The sequence below is a fragment of the Pseudomonas sp. NFACC37-1 genome, assembly GCF_900101575.1.
GTDB lineage: Bacteria > Pseudomonadota > Gammaproteobacteria > Pseudomonadales > Pseudomonadaceae > Aquipseudomonas > Aquipseudomonas fluorescens_AA.
Map to the genome: position 1 here is coordinate 84,343 of NZ_FMUZ01000016.1, position 15,531 is coordinate 99,873.

19 protein-coding genes are annotated in these 15,531 nt (G+C 62.7%); 9 read left to right on the forward strand and 10 right to left on the reverse strand.

The genetic code is table 11. From position 1 onward, the window contains the following. Positions 1-24: 24 nt before the first annotated feature. The 4 genes from ftsY (at position 25) to rpoH (ending at position 4,112) form a co-directional block, all read left to right on the forward strand. Positions 25-1,458 (forward strand): signal recognition particle-docking protein FtsY, encoded by a 1,434-nt coding sequence (gene ftsY, locus BLP82_RS17585; protein ID WP_092170703.1) that lies wholly within the window; start codon positions 25-27, stop codon positions 1,456-1,458. Further along, positions 1,455-2,126 carry a cell division ATP-binding protein FtsE gene (gene ftsE, locus BLP82_RS17590; protein ID WP_060740190.1) on the forward strand — a complete coding sequence of 224 codons (672 nt, stop codon included), beginning with the start codon at positions 1,455-1,457 and terminating at the stop codon, positions 2,124-2,126. Before ftsY ends, ftsE begins: the two co-directional genes overlap by 4 nt. After that, positions 2,123-3,145, forward strand: coding sequence for a permease-like cell division protein FtsX (gene ftsX / locus BLP82_RS17595; RefSeq protein ID WP_060740191.1), 1,023 nt, complete (start codon positions 2,123-2,125; stop codon positions 3,143-3,145). Before ftsE ends, ftsX begins: the two co-directional genes overlap by 4 nt. 112 nt (positions 3,146-3,257) lie before the next feature. Next, positions 3,258-4,112: an RNA polymerase sigma factor RpoH gene (gene rpoH, locus BLP82_RS17600; protein ID WP_003177476.1), complete on the forward strand. Its 855-nt coding sequence runs from the start codon at positions 3,258-3,260 to the stop codon at positions 4,110-4,112. A 198-nt stretch (positions 4,113-4,310) separates the two neighbouring features. On the opposite strand, the gene mtgA is transcribed toward rpoH, so the two are convergent. Further along, positions 4,311-5,033 (reverse strand): monofunctional biosynthetic peptidoglycan transglycosylase, encoded by a 723-nt coding sequence (gene mtgA / locus BLP82_RS17610; RefSeq protein ID WP_092170709.1) that lies wholly within the window; start codon positions 5,031-5,033, stop codon positions 4,311-4,313. A gap of 73 nt (positions 5,034-5,106) precedes the next feature. Here mtgA and BLP82_RS17615 point away from each other — a divergent pair, with 73 nt between their 5' ends. From BLP82_RS17615 to trmB, 4 genes are all read left to right on the forward strand, one after another. Next, on the forward strand, positions 5,107-5,478 hold the full coding sequence (locus tag BLP82_RS17615; RefSeq protein ID WP_092170712.1) for a DUF423 domain-containing protein: 372 nt from the start codon (positions 5,107-5,109) through the stop codon (positions 5,476-5,478). Positions 5,479-5,568: 90 nt separating this feature from the next. Then, positions 5,569-5,769, forward strand: coding sequence for a sulfur carrier protein ThiS (thiS, locus tag BLP82_RS17620; protein WP_170842332.1), 201 nt, complete (start codon positions 5,569-5,571; stop codon positions 5,767-5,769). Between the two features lie 54 nt (positions 5,770-5,823). After that, positions 5,824-6,618: a thiazole synthase gene (locus BLP82_RS17625; protein ID WP_060740195.1), complete on the forward strand. Its 795-nt coding sequence runs from the start codon at positions 5,824-5,826 to the stop codon at positions 6,616-6,618. Between the two features lie 9 nt (positions 6,619-6,627). Next, entirely contained in the window at positions 6,628-7,353 is a 726-nt protein-coding gene (trmB, locus tag BLP82_RS17630; protein ID WP_014340682.1) for a tRNA (guanosine(46)-N7)-methyltransferase TrmB, read from the forward strand. 146 nt (positions 7,354-7,499) lie between these two features. On the opposite strand, the gene BLP82_RS17635 is transcribed toward trmB, so the two are convergent. The 9 genes from BLP82_RS17635 to BLP82_RS17675 form a co-directional block, all read right to left on the reverse strand. Then, entirely contained in the window at positions 7,500-7,823 is a 324-nt protein-coding gene (locus BLP82_RS17635; protein WP_060740196.1) for a DUF3392 domain-containing protein, read from the reverse strand. Between the two features lie 18 nt (positions 7,824-7,841). Next, positions 7,842-9,041, reverse strand: a complete 1,200-nt coding sequence (gene hemW, locus BLP82_RS17640) for a radical SAM family heme chaperone HemW (protein ID WP_092170716.1) — start codon at positions 9,039-9,041, stop codon at positions 7,842-7,844. Next, positions 9,038-9,634 (reverse strand): RdgB/HAM1 family non-canonical purine NTP pyrophosphatase, encoded by a 597-nt coding sequence (gene rdgB / locus BLP82_RS17645; RefSeq protein ID WP_060740198.1) that lies wholly within the window; start codon positions 9,632-9,634, stop codon positions 9,038-9,040. The genes hemW and rdgB overlap by 4 nt, the downstream gene beginning before the upstream one ends. Next, positions 9,631-10,065: a DUF4426 domain-containing protein gene (locus BLP82_RS17650; RefSeq protein ID WP_092170720.1), complete on the reverse strand. Its 435-nt coding sequence runs from the start codon at positions 10,063-10,065 to the stop codon at positions 9,631-9,633. The genes rdgB and BLP82_RS17650 overlap by 4 nt, the downstream gene beginning before the upstream one ends. 25 nt (positions 10,066-10,090) lie before the next feature. Next, positions 10,091-10,711 (reverse strand): methionine biosynthesis protein MetW, encoded by a 621-nt coding sequence (gene metW / locus BLP82_RS17655; RefSeq protein WP_060740200.1) that lies wholly within the window; start codon positions 10,709-10,711, stop codon positions 10,091-10,093. Positions 10,712-10,718: 7 nt separating this feature from the next. Further along, on the reverse strand, positions 10,719-11,858 hold the full coding sequence (locus BLP82_RS17660) for a homoserine O-succinyltransferase MetX (RefSeq protein ID WP_092170724.1): 1,140 nt from the start codon (positions 11,856-11,858) through the stop codon (positions 10,719-10,721). A gap of 272 nt (positions 11,859-12,130) precedes the next feature. Then, on the reverse strand, positions 12,131-12,721 hold the full coding sequence (locus BLP82_RS17665) for a YggT family protein (RefSeq protein ID WP_060740201.1): 591 nt from the start codon (positions 12,719-12,721) through the stop codon (positions 12,131-12,133). A gap of 10 nt (positions 12,722-12,731) precedes the next feature. Further along, positions 12,732-13,550 carry a pyrroline-5-carboxylate reductase gene (gene proC, locus BLP82_RS17670; RefSeq protein WP_092170728.1) on the reverse strand — a complete coding sequence of 273 codons (819 nt, stop codon included), beginning with the start codon at positions 13,548-13,550 and terminating at the stop codon, positions 12,732-12,734. A 35-nt stretch (positions 13,551-13,585) separates the two neighbouring features. Then, entirely contained in the window at positions 13,586-14,272 is a 687-nt protein-coding gene (locus tag BLP82_RS17675) for a YggS family pyridoxal phosphate-dependent enzyme (RefSeq protein WP_092170732.1), read from the reverse strand. A 54-nt stretch (positions 14,273-14,326) separates the two neighbouring features. Between BLP82_RS17675 and BLP82_RS17680 the strand changes: the two genes are divergently transcribed. Then, complete coding sequence (locus BLP82_RS17680) at positions 14,327-15,361, forward strand: type IV pilus twitching motility protein PilT (protein WP_092170735.1); 1,035 nt, start codon at positions 14,327-14,329, stop codon at positions 15,359-15,361. Positions 15,362-15,531: the final 170 nt, after the last annotated feature.

Here is a 15,531-nt window from a genome sequence, read left to right on the forward strand (position 1 = left end):
GCTACCGTGAGATAGCCGTCCTCCATGTTTGGTTCCAACGACGACAAGAAGACCCCAGCCGCGGCTGGCGAGAAAAAAGGCCTGTTCGGATGGCTGCGCAAGAAGCCGCAGGATACCGTCGTCGAACAGCCACAAGCGCTGCCTGAGCCCGCCGCCGAGACAGTGGCCGAAGCAGCCGCGCCCATTGTCCTGCCGATCGCCGAGCCGGTGCTGCAACCGGTCGAGCCTGAGCCCGTTGCCGAGCCGATGGCCGAGCAGCCGCTGACCCCGCCCGCCGGGCAAACGCCCTGGCTGACCTTGCCGGTGGCGGAAGAGCCCGTCGCGCTGGTCGAGGAAACGGCGCCTCATATCACCCCGCCGATTCCAGCGCCGACACAGGTTGTCGAGGCGCCGGTCGTCGAAGCTTTCATCGAACCGCCAGCCGCCGTCGTTGCACCCGTGGTTGCGCCTGCCGCCCCCGAGCCGGCACCTGCCGTGCTGGAAACCATGGCCGCCGTCGAGCCCGTCCGTAGCGCTGAGGAAAACAAGGTCGGCTTCTTCGCCCGCCTCAAGCAGGGCTTGTCCAAGACCAGCGCCAGCATCGGCGAAGGCATGGCCAGCCTGTTCCTGGGCAAGAAAGTCATAGACGACGAATTGCTGGAGGACATCGAAACCCGCCTGCTGACCGCCGATGTCGGCGTCGAGGCCACCTCGGTGATTATCCAGAGCCTGACCCAGAAGGTCGCGCGCAAGCAGCTGACCGATGCCGACGCCCTGTACAAATCCCTGCAGGGCGAGCTGACCAGCCTGCTCAAGCCGGTGGAAAAGCCGCTGGTGATCGCCTCGCAGAACAAGCCATTCGTGATCCTGGTCGTTGGCGTCAATGGCGCCGGCAAGACCACCACCATCGGCAAGCTGGCCAAGAAGCTGCAGCTCGAAGGCAAGAAAGTCATGCTCGCCGCCGGCGACACCTTCCGCGCCGCCGCGGTCGAACAACTGCAAGTGTGGGGCGAGCGCAACAAGATCCCGGTGATCGCCCAACATACCGGCGCCGACTCCGCTTCGGTGATCTTCGACGCCGTGCAGGCGGCCAAGGCCCGTGGCATCGATGTGCTGATCGCCGACACGGCCGGTCGCCTGCACACCAAAGACAACCTGATGGAAGAATTGAAGAAGGTGCGCCGGGTGATCGGCAAGCTCGACGCCGACGCGCCCCACGAAGTGCTGCTGGTGCTGGACGCCGGTACCGGCCAGAACGCCATCAACCAGGCCAAGCAATTCAACCAGACCGTCGAACTGACTGGGCTGGCCCTGACCAAGCTCGACGGCACCGCCAAGGGCGGGGTGATTTTCGCCCTGGCCAAGCAATTCGGCCTGCCCATTCGCTACATCGGCGTGGGCGAAGGCATCGACGACTTGCGCACCTTTGAAGCCGAGCCCTTTGTCCAGGCACTGTTTGCCGAACGGGAGCATTCATGATTCGTTTCGAACAGGTCGGTAAACGCTATCCGAACGGTCACGTCGGCTTGCATGAGCTGAGCTTTCGGGTCCGTCGGGGCGAGTTTCTGTTTGTCACCGGCCATTCCGGTGCCGGTAAAAGCACCTTGCTGCGCCTGTTGCTGGCGATGGAGCGGCCTTCCACCGGCAAACTGCTGCTGGCCGGCCAGGACCTGAGCACCATCAGCAATGCCCAGATCCCCTACCTGCGGCGGCAGATCGGCGTGGTGTTCCAGAATCACCAGTTGCTGTTCGATCGCACGGTGTTCAACAACGTGGCGTTGCCGTTGCAGATCCTTGGCCTGTCCAAGGCCGAAATCATCAAGCGGGTGGATTCGGCCCTGGAGCGCGTGGCCCTGTCGGACAAGACCGACCTGTACCCGGGCGACCTGTCCACCGGCCAGCAACAGCGCGTCGGCATCGCCCGTGCCATCGTCCATCGCCCGGCCTTGCTGCTGGCGGACGAGCCCACCGGTAACCTCGACCCGCGCCTGGCGGCGGAAATCATGGGCGTGTTCGAAGACATCAACCGCCTGGGTACCAGTGTGCTGATCGCCAGTCACGACCTGGCCCTGATCGCCCGCATGCGTCACCGCATGCTCACCTTGCAACGCGGTCGATTGATCGGTGACGGGGAGGCTGGCGCATGAGTGCTACTCGCAGCCCGAAAGTGGCCGAACGCGTGGCCCCGAAGGCCTCCGATCCGCAGCCGCAAAAGAAAAAGCGCGACGATGACGACGGCCCGGATTTCGCCACGCTGCTGCGCGCCTGGATCGAAAGCCATCGCGCCAGCCTGCTGGACAGCCTGCGGCGCCTGGGCAAGCAGCCCATCGGCAGCTTCTTTACCTGCATGGTGATGGCGGTCGCCTTGAGCCTGCCTATGGGCCTGTCATTATTGCTGAATAATGTGGAGCGCCTGGGCGGCTCCTGGCAGCGCGCGGCGCAGATTTCCCTGTACCTGCAGATGGACGCCAGTCCCGCCGAAGGCCAGGCATTGGGTGAGCAGATCAAGGCGATGCCGGGTGTGGCTGAAGCCGAGTACATCGGCCGCGAGCAGGCGCTGGAGGAGTTCCAGCAACAGTCCGGCCTGGGCGATGCGCTCAAGGAGCTGCCGGAGAACCCGCTGCCGGGCGTGGTGCTGGTGACGCCGAACGAGGTCGACAAGCCCGCCCTTGAAGCATTAAGACAAAGACTTTCCGAGTTGCCGAAGGTACAACAGGCGCAACTTGATCTAGTCTGGGTCGAGCGTCTTGCGGCGATCCTCAAGCTCGGCGACCGGTTTGTCTTCGGTCTGACGGTGCTGCTGGTTTCTGCATTACTTTTGGTGATAGGCAATACCATTCGTCTTCATATTGAAAACCGCCGCACCGAGATAGAAGTGATTAAACTCGTCGGCGGTACGGACAGTTATGTACGCAGGCCCTTCCTTTATATGGGGGCGCTGTATGGCTTCGGTGCGGGGATTCTGTCCTGGGGCGTATTGGCGTTTGGCCTGGACTGGCTGAACGATGCGGTAGTGGGGCTGGCCGGTTTGTACGGCAGTGATTTCGCGCTGGCCGGAGTGCCAGTCGCCGACGGTCTGTCGCTCTTGCTTGGCGCGGTGCTGTTGGGTTATATCGGTGCATGGATTGCGGTCGCACGCCACTTGCGTGAGCTTGCGCCAAAATAGTGTTTTTTGCGCGTATTGACCTTTCGGTTTTTGTGGGAACTTGTCTTAGGGTTCCCGGTCAATTTTCGCAGTGCTGAACTGCACGAGTTATGTGAGTCGGAGGTTTTTTCGTATGACCACTTCTTTGCAACCTGCTTATGCTCTGGTCCCGGGTGCGAACCTGGAGGCCTATGTGCACACGGTGAACAGCATCCCCTTGCTGACGCCCGAGCAGGAGCGTGAACTGGCCGAGAGTCTCTATTATGAGCAGGATCTTGAGGCGGCTCGGCAGATGGTGCTCGCCCACCTGCGTTTTGTCGTACATATCGCCCGCAGCTATTCCGGCTACGGGCTGGCCCAGGCCGACCTGATCCAGGAAGGCAACGTCGGCCTGATGAAGGCGGTCAAGCGCTTCAACCCGGAAATGGGTGTGCGCCTGGTGTCGTTCGCCGTGCACTGGATCAAGGCGGAAATCCACGAGTTCATCCTGCGCAACTGGCGCATCGTGAAAGTCGCGACCACCAAGGCCCAGCGCAAGCTGTTCTTCAACCTGCGCAGCCAGAAGAAGCGTCTGGCCTGGCTGAACAACGAAGAAGTCCACCGCGTGGCTGAAAGCCTGGGCGTAGAGCCTCGGGAAGTACGCGAGATGGAAAGCCGCCTGACCGGCCATGACATGGCCTTCGACCCGGCCGCCGAAGCGGACGACGACAGCGCTTTCCAATCGCCGGCCAACTACCTGGAAGACCACCGGTATGACCCGGCGCGTCAACTGGAAGACGCCGACTGGAGCGACAACTCCAACACCAACCTGCACGAAGCCCTGGAAGTGCTGGACGAACGCAGCCGCGACATCCTCTACCAGCGCTGGCTGGCCGAGGAAAAAGCCACGCTGCACGACCTGGCGCAGAAGTACAACGTGTCGGCCGAGCGGATTCGCCAGCTCGAGAAGAGTGCGATGAACAAGCTCAAGGTGTCGATTGCGGCTTGACGACGGTAACGCCTAAGAAAACGCCCCGATCAGCGATGATCGGGGCGTTTTTGTTTGTGTGGGCAAAACCTCTGATGTGATCGTTCCCACGCTCTGCGTGGGAACGCATCCTGTGACGCTCCGCGTCACGCTTTGGGACGCGGAGCGTCCCGTGCTGCATTCCCACGCGGAGCGTGGGGACGATCATAAAGCGGGTGGCTATTGCGCCCAAGGCACCCGCCGCGAACGATCGAGCTCCAACAGGTAGCTGTCACCCCCCAGCTGGCTCATCTGCTGGCGAATCCAGCCCGCCCGCCGTAGCACATAGGGGCTCGGTCGGCTGGCGCTCCATTTCCGCGGGTTGGGCAATACCGCCGCCAGCAGGCTGGCCTGTTGCCGGGACAAGGCGTCGGCGCTGGTGCGGAAGTGATGGCGTGCCGCTGCTTCCGCCCCGAACACACCGTCATCCCACTCGACGCTGTTGAGATACACCTCAAGGATCCGCTGCTTGGGCCAGAGCACTTCGATCAGCGCGGTGAACCAGGCCTCCAGGCCTTTGCGCAGCCAGCTGCGGCCCGACCACAGGAACAGGTTCTTGGACACTTGCTGGCTGAGGGTGCTGGCGCCGCGAATCGAACCGCCACGCCCATTGTGAGCGAAGGCGGCCTGGATCGCGCCAATGTCGAAGCCCCAGTGCTCGGGGAATTTCTGATCTTCACCAGCGATCACCGCCACCTTGAGGCTGTCGGAAATCCGGTCCCAAGGCTGCCAGGTGCGTTGCAGGTCGATCGGCTCACCGCCGAACCAGGATTCAACCTTGCGCTCGATCATCAGCGCCGTGAACGGCGGCGGCACCACGCGAAACAGCAGCACCAGCACGACGCTGCCGACGGCGAACCAGAGCAGGGCTTTAAGGAATCGTCGAAACAATAAACGCAGCATAGAGATGGCTTGGCCGAACCCGTCGAGCGGGCCATTATACAGACCCTGTCCACCGAGTCTGACTGGAGTTCCCATGTTGCGTAGCTTTCTGATGCTGGCGGCTTTTTTCGGTTTCACGGGCGTGGCGCTGGGGGCATTTGCCGCCCATGGCCTGAAAAATCGCCTGAGCGCCGATTACCTGGCGATTTTCCACACCGGCGTCACCTACCAGCTGGTGCACACCCTGGCGTTGCTGGGCGTTGCGTTGCTGGCCACTCACATTCCCGGACGCGTCGTCACTTGGGCCGGGATTTCGTTTGTCGTCGGCATCCTGTTGTTCTCCGGCAGTCTGTATCTGTTGACCCTTACGGGCATCAGCAAGCTGGGCATCATCACCCCGTTGGGTGGCGTGGCGTTCCTGATCGGCTGGTTGTGCCTGGGGCTTGCCGCCTGGCGGCTGGGCTGACCTGCCGGTCCATTTCATGACGAATGGCTTGGGTCGCCCAGACTGATCGGGCTAGAATGCCAGCCCCTAAAAATGATGGCGGCATCCGGCATGCGCATTCAGTTGAACGGCGAACCCCTTGAACTGCCCGACGGTGAAACCGTTGCGGCCCTGCTGACCCGTCTGGAGCTGGCTGGACGTCGCGTCGCGGTGGAGCTCAATCTGGATATCGTCCCGCGCAGCCTGCACGCCGAAACCACGTTGAACGACGGCGATTCGGTCGAAGTGGTCCACGCCATCGGTGGTGGCTAGTCGCCTCGGTTTCGCAGCATTTCGCAAGAACCTCACCCCAACAGAGGATTTCCCATGAGCATTGTTCGTAGCGACAAGCCCTTCGTCCTGGCCGGTCGTACCTACCAGTCGCGCTTGCTGGTAGGCACCGGCAAATACCGCGACATGGAAGAAACCCGCCTGGCCATCGAGGCCTCGGGCGCCGAGATCGTGACCGTCGCCGTGCGCCGGACCAACATCGGCCAGAACCCGGGCGAACCGAACCTGCTGGATATCCTGCCGCCGGATCGCTACACCATCCTGCCGAACACCGCCGGTTGCTTCGACGCCATCGAGGCCGTGCGCACCTGCCGCCTGGCCCGTGAACTGCTCGATGGCCACAACCTGGTGAAGCTGGAAGTGCTGGCGGACCAGAAAACCCTGTTCCCCAACGTGATCGAGACCCTCAAGGCCGCCGAAACCCTGGTCAAGGAAGGTTTCGACGTGATGGTCTACACCAGCGATGACCCGATCATCGCCCGTCAACTGGCGGAAATCGGCTGCATCGCGGTCATGCCGCTGGCCGGCCTGATCGGCACTGGCCTGGGGATCTGCAACCCGTACAACCTGCAGATCATCCTGGAAGAAGCCAAGATCCCGGTGTTGGTGGATGCCGGTGTCGGCACCGCCTCCGACGCCACGATCGCCATGGAGCTGGGTTGCGAAGCGGTGCTGATGAACTCGGCCATCGCCCACGCCCAGCAGCCGGTCCTGATGGCCGAAGCCATGAAGCACGCCATCGTCGCCGGTCGCCTGGCGTACCTGGCCGGCCGCATGCCGAAAAAACTTTACGCCAGCGCCTCCTCGCCGCTGGATGGTCTGATCAAGTAAGAGCCATTGATGACTGAATCGAACGACACGCCGGTCCTGCCGGAAGAAGGCGAAGAGCGCCAGCACCGCCGCATCAAGAGTTTCGTGATGCGCGCCGGGCGCATGACCGAAGGCCAGCAGCGCGGCCTGGAGCAGGGCGCGCCGCTGTTTGTCCTGCCCCTGGCCGATGCGCCGGTGGATTTTGACCAGGTGTTCGGCCGCTCGGCCCCGCGCTCGCTGGAAATCGGCTTCGGCATGGGGCACTCGTTGCTGGAAATGGCCGCCGCTTCGCCGGAGCAGGATTTCATCGGGGTGGAAGTCCACCGTCCCGGTGTCGGTGCGCTGCTCAACGGCGTGCTGACCCAAGGGCTGACCAACCTGCGGGTCTACGATTGCGACGCCATCGAAGTGCTCAACCGCTGCGTGGCCGACAACAGTCTCGACCGGCTGATGCTGTTCTTCCCGGACCCTTGGCACAAAAGCCGGCACCACAAGCGCCGTATCGTCCAGGCGTCGTTCGCTGAACTGGTGCGCAGCAAGTTGAAGGTCGGCGGTGTGCTGCACATGGCCACCGACTGGGAACCCTACGCCGAGTACATGCTGGAAGTGATGAACGTCGCCCCGGGCTATCGCAACCTGGCCGAAGACGGCAAGTGCGTGCCACGCCCGGCCGAACGGCCGATCACCAAGTTCGAGCGCCGTGGCGAACGGTTGGGGCATGGGGTTTGGGATTTGAAGTTCGAGAAGGTGGCGTAAAACCCGAAGATCCTGTTGAAATGGGATCTCCTGTGGGAGCGAGCTTGCTCGCGATGGCGGCATAGCAGTCAACATTGATGTTGGATGTTATGGCCCCATCGCGAGCAAGCTCGCTCCCACATTTGTTTTGTGGTGTCTGAGGGGGATCAGCGCCGATCCGCCACCACGCCAATCAACACCAGCACCACCAACAACACCGGCGCCAGGCTGTAGTTGTTGAACTGGCTCAAGCCCCTGACGATCCATGGCGTGGCATAGATCAGCGCCGCACCGCTGCCGATCATGCACAGCAGGGCGATCAAGGGGACGCGCAAGGCGCCGGCGATGCTGCCCAGGCGTTGGTCGACCCAGCCCTTGATGTCGGCACCAAACAGCACCAGCAGGCAGCCTACCAATGCCAGGGAGATTTCCGACAGGTTGCTGCGGCTCCAGCGGGACACGGTGGCCAGCAGGTCGAGTACCAGATCCATTCGATTTCCTTGTGTTGATCAGCTCAGAAAAGTCTGCAGCAAGTCATTGAGAAACAGCTGTCCGCGCTCGGTGGCCGCCAGACGTGTCGGTTCGACCTGCAACAACCCGCTTTGTTCGGCCTCGCGCCGGCCTTCGGCCAGGCTTTGCAGGGGCAACCCGGTGCGTTCCGGGTACAGCCGCGCGTCCACGCCTGCGGTCAGGCGCAGGGCGTTCATCAGGAACTCGAACGGCAGTTCTTCATTGGCCAGGGTTTTCTCGCCAGCCTGGAAGCTTTTGGCCGGATTGAGATAGTCCTTGGGCAGTCGGGTCTTCCAGGTGCGCACGATGCGCCCGTCCGGATGGCTGAGCTTGCCGTGGGCGCCGGCGCCGATGCCGATGAAGTCGCCGAAGCTCCAGTAGTTGAGGTTATGCCGCGCCGCCCGGCCGGGCTGGGCGTAGGCCGAGACTTCGTATTGGGCGTAGCCGTGTTCGGCCAGCAAGGCCTGCCCGGCTTCCTGGATATCCCACAGCGTGTCGTCTTCGGGCAAGGTCGGCGGTTGGTTCCAGAACACCGTGTTCGGTTCCAGCGTCAACTGGTACCAGGACAGGTGGGTCGGCTTCAAGGCAATGGCCTGGCGCAGGTCGCTCAAGGCGTCGTCGAGGGACTGGTCGGGCAGCCCATGCATCAGGTCCAGGTTGAAGTTGTCGAACCCGGCCTGGCGGGCCATGCCGGCGGCGCGTACCGCTTCGTCACCGTTATGGATGCGCCCCAGGGCTTCGAGCTTGGCCTGCTGGAAGCTCTGGATGCCGATGGACAGGCGATTGATGCCCAGGGCCCGGTAAGCGACGAACTTTTCTTGCTCGAACGTGCCGGGGTTGGCTTCCAGGGTGATTTCGATGTCCTGGGCGAAGGGGATCCGTGCCTCGACACCCTTGAGCAACCGGCCCAGGGCCTGGGCACTGAACAGGCTTGGCGTACCGCCGCCGAAGAAGATCGAGCTCAGTTCGCGGCCATGAACCCCGTGCAGGTCCTGGTCGAGATCGGCCAGCAAGGCGTCGACGTATTCCTCCTCCGGCAGCTGTGGACTGGCGGTGTGGGAGTTGAAGTCGCAATAGGGGCATTTGCGCACGCACCACGGGATGTGGATATACAGCGCCAGGGGCGGCAACACCAGCAGTGGCGCCCGCGGGGTTTGTGCACCGCCATGGATCAGGGGTGCGGGGGCGTCGTCGGTCATTGCAGGCCCAGGCGTTGACGCAGCAGGGCCATGGCGCGGGCGCGGTGGCTCAGTTGGTTCTTTTCCACCGGCCCCAGCTCGGCGCTGGAGCAATTGCGCTCCGGCACCCAGAACAACGGGTCGTAGCCAAAACCGTGCTCGCCGCTGGCTTGGGTGAGAATGCGTCCGTGCCACAGGCCTTCGCAGAGGATCGGCAGCGGATCATCGGCATGCCGGACCAGGGCCAGCACACACACGAACTGCGCGCCGCGCTCGGCTTCGGGCACGTCCTTGAGGGCATCGAGCAGCTTGGCGTTGTTCGCAGCGTCTCCTTTGCCGTCAGCGTAACGGGCCGAGTAAATGCCCGGTGCGCCGCCGAGGAAGTCCACGGCCAGCCCGGAATCGTCGGCGAGCGCCGGCAGGCCCGAGATGCGTGCGGCATTGCGGGCCTTGAGGATGGCGTTCTCGACGAACGACAGGCCGGTCTCTTCCGGTTCCACCTGGCTGAATTCGCCAATCGAGCGCAACTGCACCGACCCGCCGAGCATGGCCTGCAGTTCCTTGAGTTTGCCGGCGTTGTGGCTGGCCAGTACGAGTTGGGTGAGGTTCATCATTCGCCGGGGAACAGTTCCTGGTTGAAGTTGAGGGTGTTGATCTTGTCGCCGGTTTGCACCTTGATCTCGAAGGTACGGGTTTCCTGTTGGTCCACTGGATACTGGGCGATGTAATAGATCGCGCCTTGTTCGGTAATCTGGCGGAAGGAGAGAGGGACTGTCTTGCTGGTCAGGTCCTTCACCGTGCCGCTGACGTCGGCGATCAATGGCTTGCCGCTTTTAATCACCGAGACATTGATCACACCTTGGTTCTTGCTGCGAATCAGCTCGGCAGCCTTGGCGATGTCCGGCGTCAGGAAGGTGGAGTTGAACGTGTTGTAGTGCGCGGTGATATCACCGAACACTTCCTTGCGCTCGCCCTTGATGACGTCGGCGGCCATGGCGCCCACGCTCAGGCAAGCGGTGATGAGAAACAACGCTAGACGTTTCATGTCGTGCTCCTGGTGAGGCCGGGGCTTACACCGCGACCTGGTAATCGGCAAGGCCTGGGCTGCTGACCCGATAGATGCCTATTTCACCTAACAGATTAGGCCATAGCTTGCTGGCCCACCCGTGGCGGTGCTGCTGGTCCACGGCCAGGCGATCGATGACCTTGGCTTCACGTTCGCGGCACAGCGCTTCGAAATCCTTGAAGGTGCAGAAGTGGATGTTCGGCGTGTTGTACCAGGTGTAGGGCAGGAAATCCGAAACCGGCATGCGCCCCTTGCTCGCCAGGTACCAGCGGCAGCGCCAGTGACCGAAGTTGGGGAAGGTGATGATGCACTGGCGCCCGACCCGCAGCATTTCGTCGAGGATCTTGTCCGGGTAGTGCACCGCTTGCAGGGCTTGGGTCATGACCACGATGTCGAAGCTGTTGCTGGCGAAGTTGCCCAGGCCCTTGTCCAGGTCCTGCTCGATGACGTTGATGCCCTTGGCGACGCACTCGGCAATGTTGTCCGGGTCGTTTTCCAGGCCGTAGCCGGTCACTTGCTTGTTGTCCCGCAGCCAGGTCAGCAGTTCGCCGTTGCCGCAGCCCAGGTCGAGCACGCGACTGCCGGCGGGAATCCATTCCTGGATGATGTCCAGATCGGCTCTCATGGCGTCCTCACAGCGTTATACGGTTCATGTAGTTGCCGAACGCCTGCAGGTAGCGCGGGATCGGGATCAAAAAGGCGTCGTGGCCCTGGGGCGCGTCGATTTCCAGGTAGCAGACATCCTTGCGCGCGGCCATCAGTGCGTCCACCAGCTCCCGCGAGCGCGCCGGGGAGAAGCGCCAGTCGGTGGTGAACGACATCACGCAGAACTTGGCGGTGGCCTTGGCGAAAGTTTTCGCCAGGTCATCGTCGAAGTTCGCCGCCGGATCGAAGTAGTCCAGGGCCTTGGTCATCAACAGGTAGGTGTTGGCGTCGAAACGCCCGGAGAATTCTTCACCCTGATAGCGCAGGTAGCTCTCGACTTGGAATTCGACGCTGTGGAAGTCGTAGTTGAGCTTTTCGCTCTTGAGGCCGCGGCCGAATTTCTCGCCCATGGAGTCGTCGGACAGGTAGGTGATGTGCCCGACCATCCGCGCCAGCATCAGCCCGCGCTTGGGGATCACGCCGTGTTCCTGGAACGAACCGCCGTGGAATTCGGGGTCGGTGAGGATCGCCTGGCGCGCCACTTCGTTGAAGGCGATGTTTTGCGCCGACAGCTTGGGGGCCGAGGCGATTGCCAGGCAGTGGCGCACGCGGTCCGGGTAAGTGATGGTCCATTGCAGGGCCTGCATGCCTCCCAGGCTGCCGCCGATCACGGCGGCCCACTGGCCGATACCGAGGCGATCGGCCAGGCGGGCCTGGCTGTGGACCCAGTCTTCCACGGTCAGCACCGGGAAATCGGCGCCGAAGGGCTTGCCGGTGTCCGGGTTGAGGCTGCTGGGGCCGGTGGAGCCGTTGCAGCCGCCCAGGTTGTTCAGGCTGACCACGAAGAACTTGCTGGTGTCGATGGGCTTGCCCGGGCCGATGCAACTGTCCCACCAACCGGGCTTGCGGTCGTCGATGCTGTGGTAGCCGGCGGCGTGGTGATGCCCCGACAAGGCGTGGCAAATCAGCACGGCATTGCTCGCCGTGGCATTGAGGGTGCCGTAGGTTTCGTAGATCAGGTCATAGGCTGGCAACGAACGACCGCAGGCCAGGGCCAGGGGCTCGCTGAAATGCGCCGTTTGCGGCGTCACCAGACCAACGGAATCGGGGGGAAAGGCAGCTGGCATCGACCCTGCTCGCGTTGAAATGAGGCGTAAGTCTAAAGACCGCTGTGGCGGGCGGCAAGCAAAGGCGCAACCAGGGGATACAACGGTTGCGAGGGGATTTATTTGTGGCGAGGGGATTTATCCCCGCTGGGCTGCGAAGCAGCCCTGAAACCTGAGTATGTGGAGTATCAGACTGACCGAGCTGTCTGCTTTGGGGCCGCTTCGCGGCCCAGCGGGGATAAATCCCCTCGCCACAAACAGTTCTTTTGCCACAGAGAGCAGAGCTGGGGGCGTCAGATCAGCAGCCGCAGGATTTCCGGCATCATGGTCATCGCCGCCAGGTTGTTGATCACCAGCATGTCGATGAGCTTGAGCACCATGAACGCCAGGATCGGCGAGATATCCAGGCCGCCCAGGTTCGGCACGATGCGACGGAACGGCGCCAGGGCCGGCTCGCAGATCTGGTTCACCAGCTCGGCGCCCGGGTTATGGCTGCCTGGTGCGACCCAGGACAGGATCACGCTGATGATCAGGGCGAAGAAGAAAATCTTCAGGAACAGCGCGGTGACGCCAATGAGCGACCAGATCAGCAATTGCAGCGGGTTGCCGGTGGTGCCGTAGGTCAGCAGCAGGGTCAGGGCCATCAGCGCCATTTGCACGAGGATCGCCAGGACCAGCGACGACATGTCCAGGCCGAACAGGCTCGGGATGATCCGGCGCAGTGGCTTGAGCAGCGGCTGGGTGGCCTTGACGATGAACTGGCACAGCGGGTTGTAGAAGTTGGCGCGCACCAGTTGCAGCACGAAACGCAGCAGTACGATCAGCAAGTACAGGCTGCCGAGGGTTTGCAGCACGTAGACCGCTGCAGTGTTCAATCCAATCATGAATGGCTCCTTATTGGCCCAGTTGTTCGGCCATTTCGGCCGAGCGGTGCGCGGCGGCGCCGAGTGCTTTTTCCACCAGGGCTTCGAAGCCCCCGGCCTGGAACGATTTGATGGCCGCTTCGGTGGTGCCGGCCGGCGAGGTCACGCGACGACGCAGCTCGGCCGCATCGACATCGCTCGACACCGCCATGTGCGCGGCACCGAGGGCGGTCTGCAAGGTCAACTGGGCGGCGGTTTCCCGGGTCAGGCCAAGTTTTTCGCCAGCGGCGGTCATGGCTTCGATCAGCAGGAAAAAGTACGCCGGGCCGGAGCCGGAGACGGCGGTGACCGCGTCCAGTTGCTGTTCGGTGTCCAGCCACAGGGCCAGGCCGACGGCCGACAGCAGCGTTTCGGCCTGCTGGCGTTGCTCGGCGGTCACGCCTGGCGTGGCGAACAGGCCGCTGACGCCCTGGCGCAGCAGTGCCGGCGTGTTGGGCATGCAGCGTACGATCGGCTGCTCGCCGAGCCAGTTGTTCATGCTGGCGCAGGTGATGCCGGCGGCAATCGACACCACCAGTTGATGGGGGGTGAGGCTGGGGCGAAGGGCTTCGCAGACAGTTTTCATCGCTTGCGGCTTGACCGCCAGCACGATGACGTCGGCACCGTCGATGGCCTGGGCATTGTCGGCGAAGGTTTCGATGCCGTGCTCGGCACTCACTCGGGTGCGGGTCTCTTCACCCGGATCGCTGGCGCGGATCAGCGAAGCGTCCAGGCCCTTGGCCCGCAGGCCGCCGATCAGACTGGCGGCCATGTTGCCGGCGCCTATGAAGGCAATACGCGTGTTGCTCATGACAGGTCCTTATAAAGAGATGAGTCGGTCATGGTTCAGGATTGACCGTAGTCGCGGGCACCAAACAGGGCAGTACCGATGCGCACCCAGGTGGCGCCTTGGGCAATGGCCGACTCGAGGTCGTGGCTCATGCCCATGGAAAGCGTGTCCAGCGGCAGTGCCAGGCTGGCTTGCAGGCGTTGAACGGCGGCGAAGGCTGCATCCTGGGCGGTACGTTCTTCGGTGGGTTCGGGAATCGCCATCAGCCCGCGCAGCTTCAGGCGCGGCAAAGCGCTGATGGCGCTGGCCAGGGCGGGCAGGTCCGCCGGGGTGCAGCCGGATTTGCTGGCTTCACCGCTGACGTTGACCTGGATACAGATGTTCAGCGGCGGCAACTCGGTCGGGCGCTGCTCGGACAGGCGCTGTGCAATTTTCAAGCGATCCACGGAATGCACCCAGTCGAAGTGTTCGGCGATAGCACGCGTCTTGTTCGATTGAATGGGGCCGATGAAGTGCCAGATCAAGGGCAGGTCGGTCAATTCGGCCTGTTTGCCCAGGGCCTCTTGCAGGTAGTTCTCGCCGAAGTCCCGCAGGCCGGCGGCATAGGCTTCACGCAGGGCCTGGGCAGGCTTGGTCTTGCTCACGGCCAGCAGTTGGACACTGCCTTCGGTACGTTGGGCGGTCTGCTCCGCCGTGCGGATGCGCGAACTAACCTGAGCAATGTTGTCTGCTATCGTGGACATAAAGGAAGCGCCAGCGGTGAGGTTCGCGGCATTCTACTGGAATTGAGGAGCGCTATGGATATCACTGAACTGCTGGCGTTCAGCGCCAAACAGGGGGCGTCGGACCTGCACCTGTCCGCCGGGCTGCCGCCGATGATCCGCGTGGATGGCGATGTACGGCGGATCAACCTGCCGGCGCTGGACCACAAGCAGGTCCATGAACTGATCTACGACATCATGAACGACCGGCAACGGGTGGATTACGAAAAGTTTCTGGAGACCGACTTTTCCTTCGACGTGCCGGGTGTCGCGCGATTCCGGGTCAACGCCTTCAATCAGAATCGCGGCGCGGGGGCGGTGTTCCGGACCATTCCGTCGAAAGTCCTGACCATGGAAGACCTGGGGATGGGCGAGGTGTTTCGCAAGGTGACCGAATCGCCGCGTGGGCTGGTGCTGGTGACCGGGCCGACCGGTTCGGGCAAGTCCACCACCCTGGCGGCCATGATCGACTACCTCAACAGCCATAAGCACCATCACATCCTCACCATCGAAGACCCTATCGAATTCGTTCACGAACCGCGCAAGTGCCTGATCAACCAGCGCGAGGTGCACCGCGACACCCAAAGTTTCTCCACGGCCCTGCGTTCAGCCCTGCGGGAGGATCCGGACGTGATCCTGGTGGGCGAGATGCGCGATCTGGAAACCATCCGCCTGGCGCTGACCGCCGCCGAAACCGGGCACCTGGTGTTCGGCACTTTGCACACCACCTCGGCGGCCAAGACCATCGACCGGGTGGTGGACGTGTTCCCGGGCGATGAAAAGTCCATGGTCCGCTCGATGCTGTCGGAGTCGTTGCAGGCGGTGATTTCCCAGACGTTGATCAAGAAAATCGGTGGGGGCCGGATTGCCGCGCACGAGATCATGCTGGGCACCTCGGCCATTCGGAACCTGATCCGCGAAGACAAAATCGCGCAGATGTACTCATCGATCCAGACCGGCGGTTCGCTGGGGATGCAGACGCTGGATATGTGTTTGAAGGACTTGGTGAGCAAAGGCTTGATCAGCCGTGAGCATGCGCGGGAGAAGGCGCGGACGCCGGATAACTTCTAGAGGGGCAAGCGGTGTGACCTGTGGCGAGGGGATTTATCTGTGGCGAGGGGATTTATCCCCGCTGGGGCGCGAAGCGCGCCCCAGCAATATAAGGCTTTCACCTTTATTTCAGGCTGGCCATTTGGGGCTGCTTCGCAGCCCAGCGGGGATAAATCCCCTCGCCACAGTGG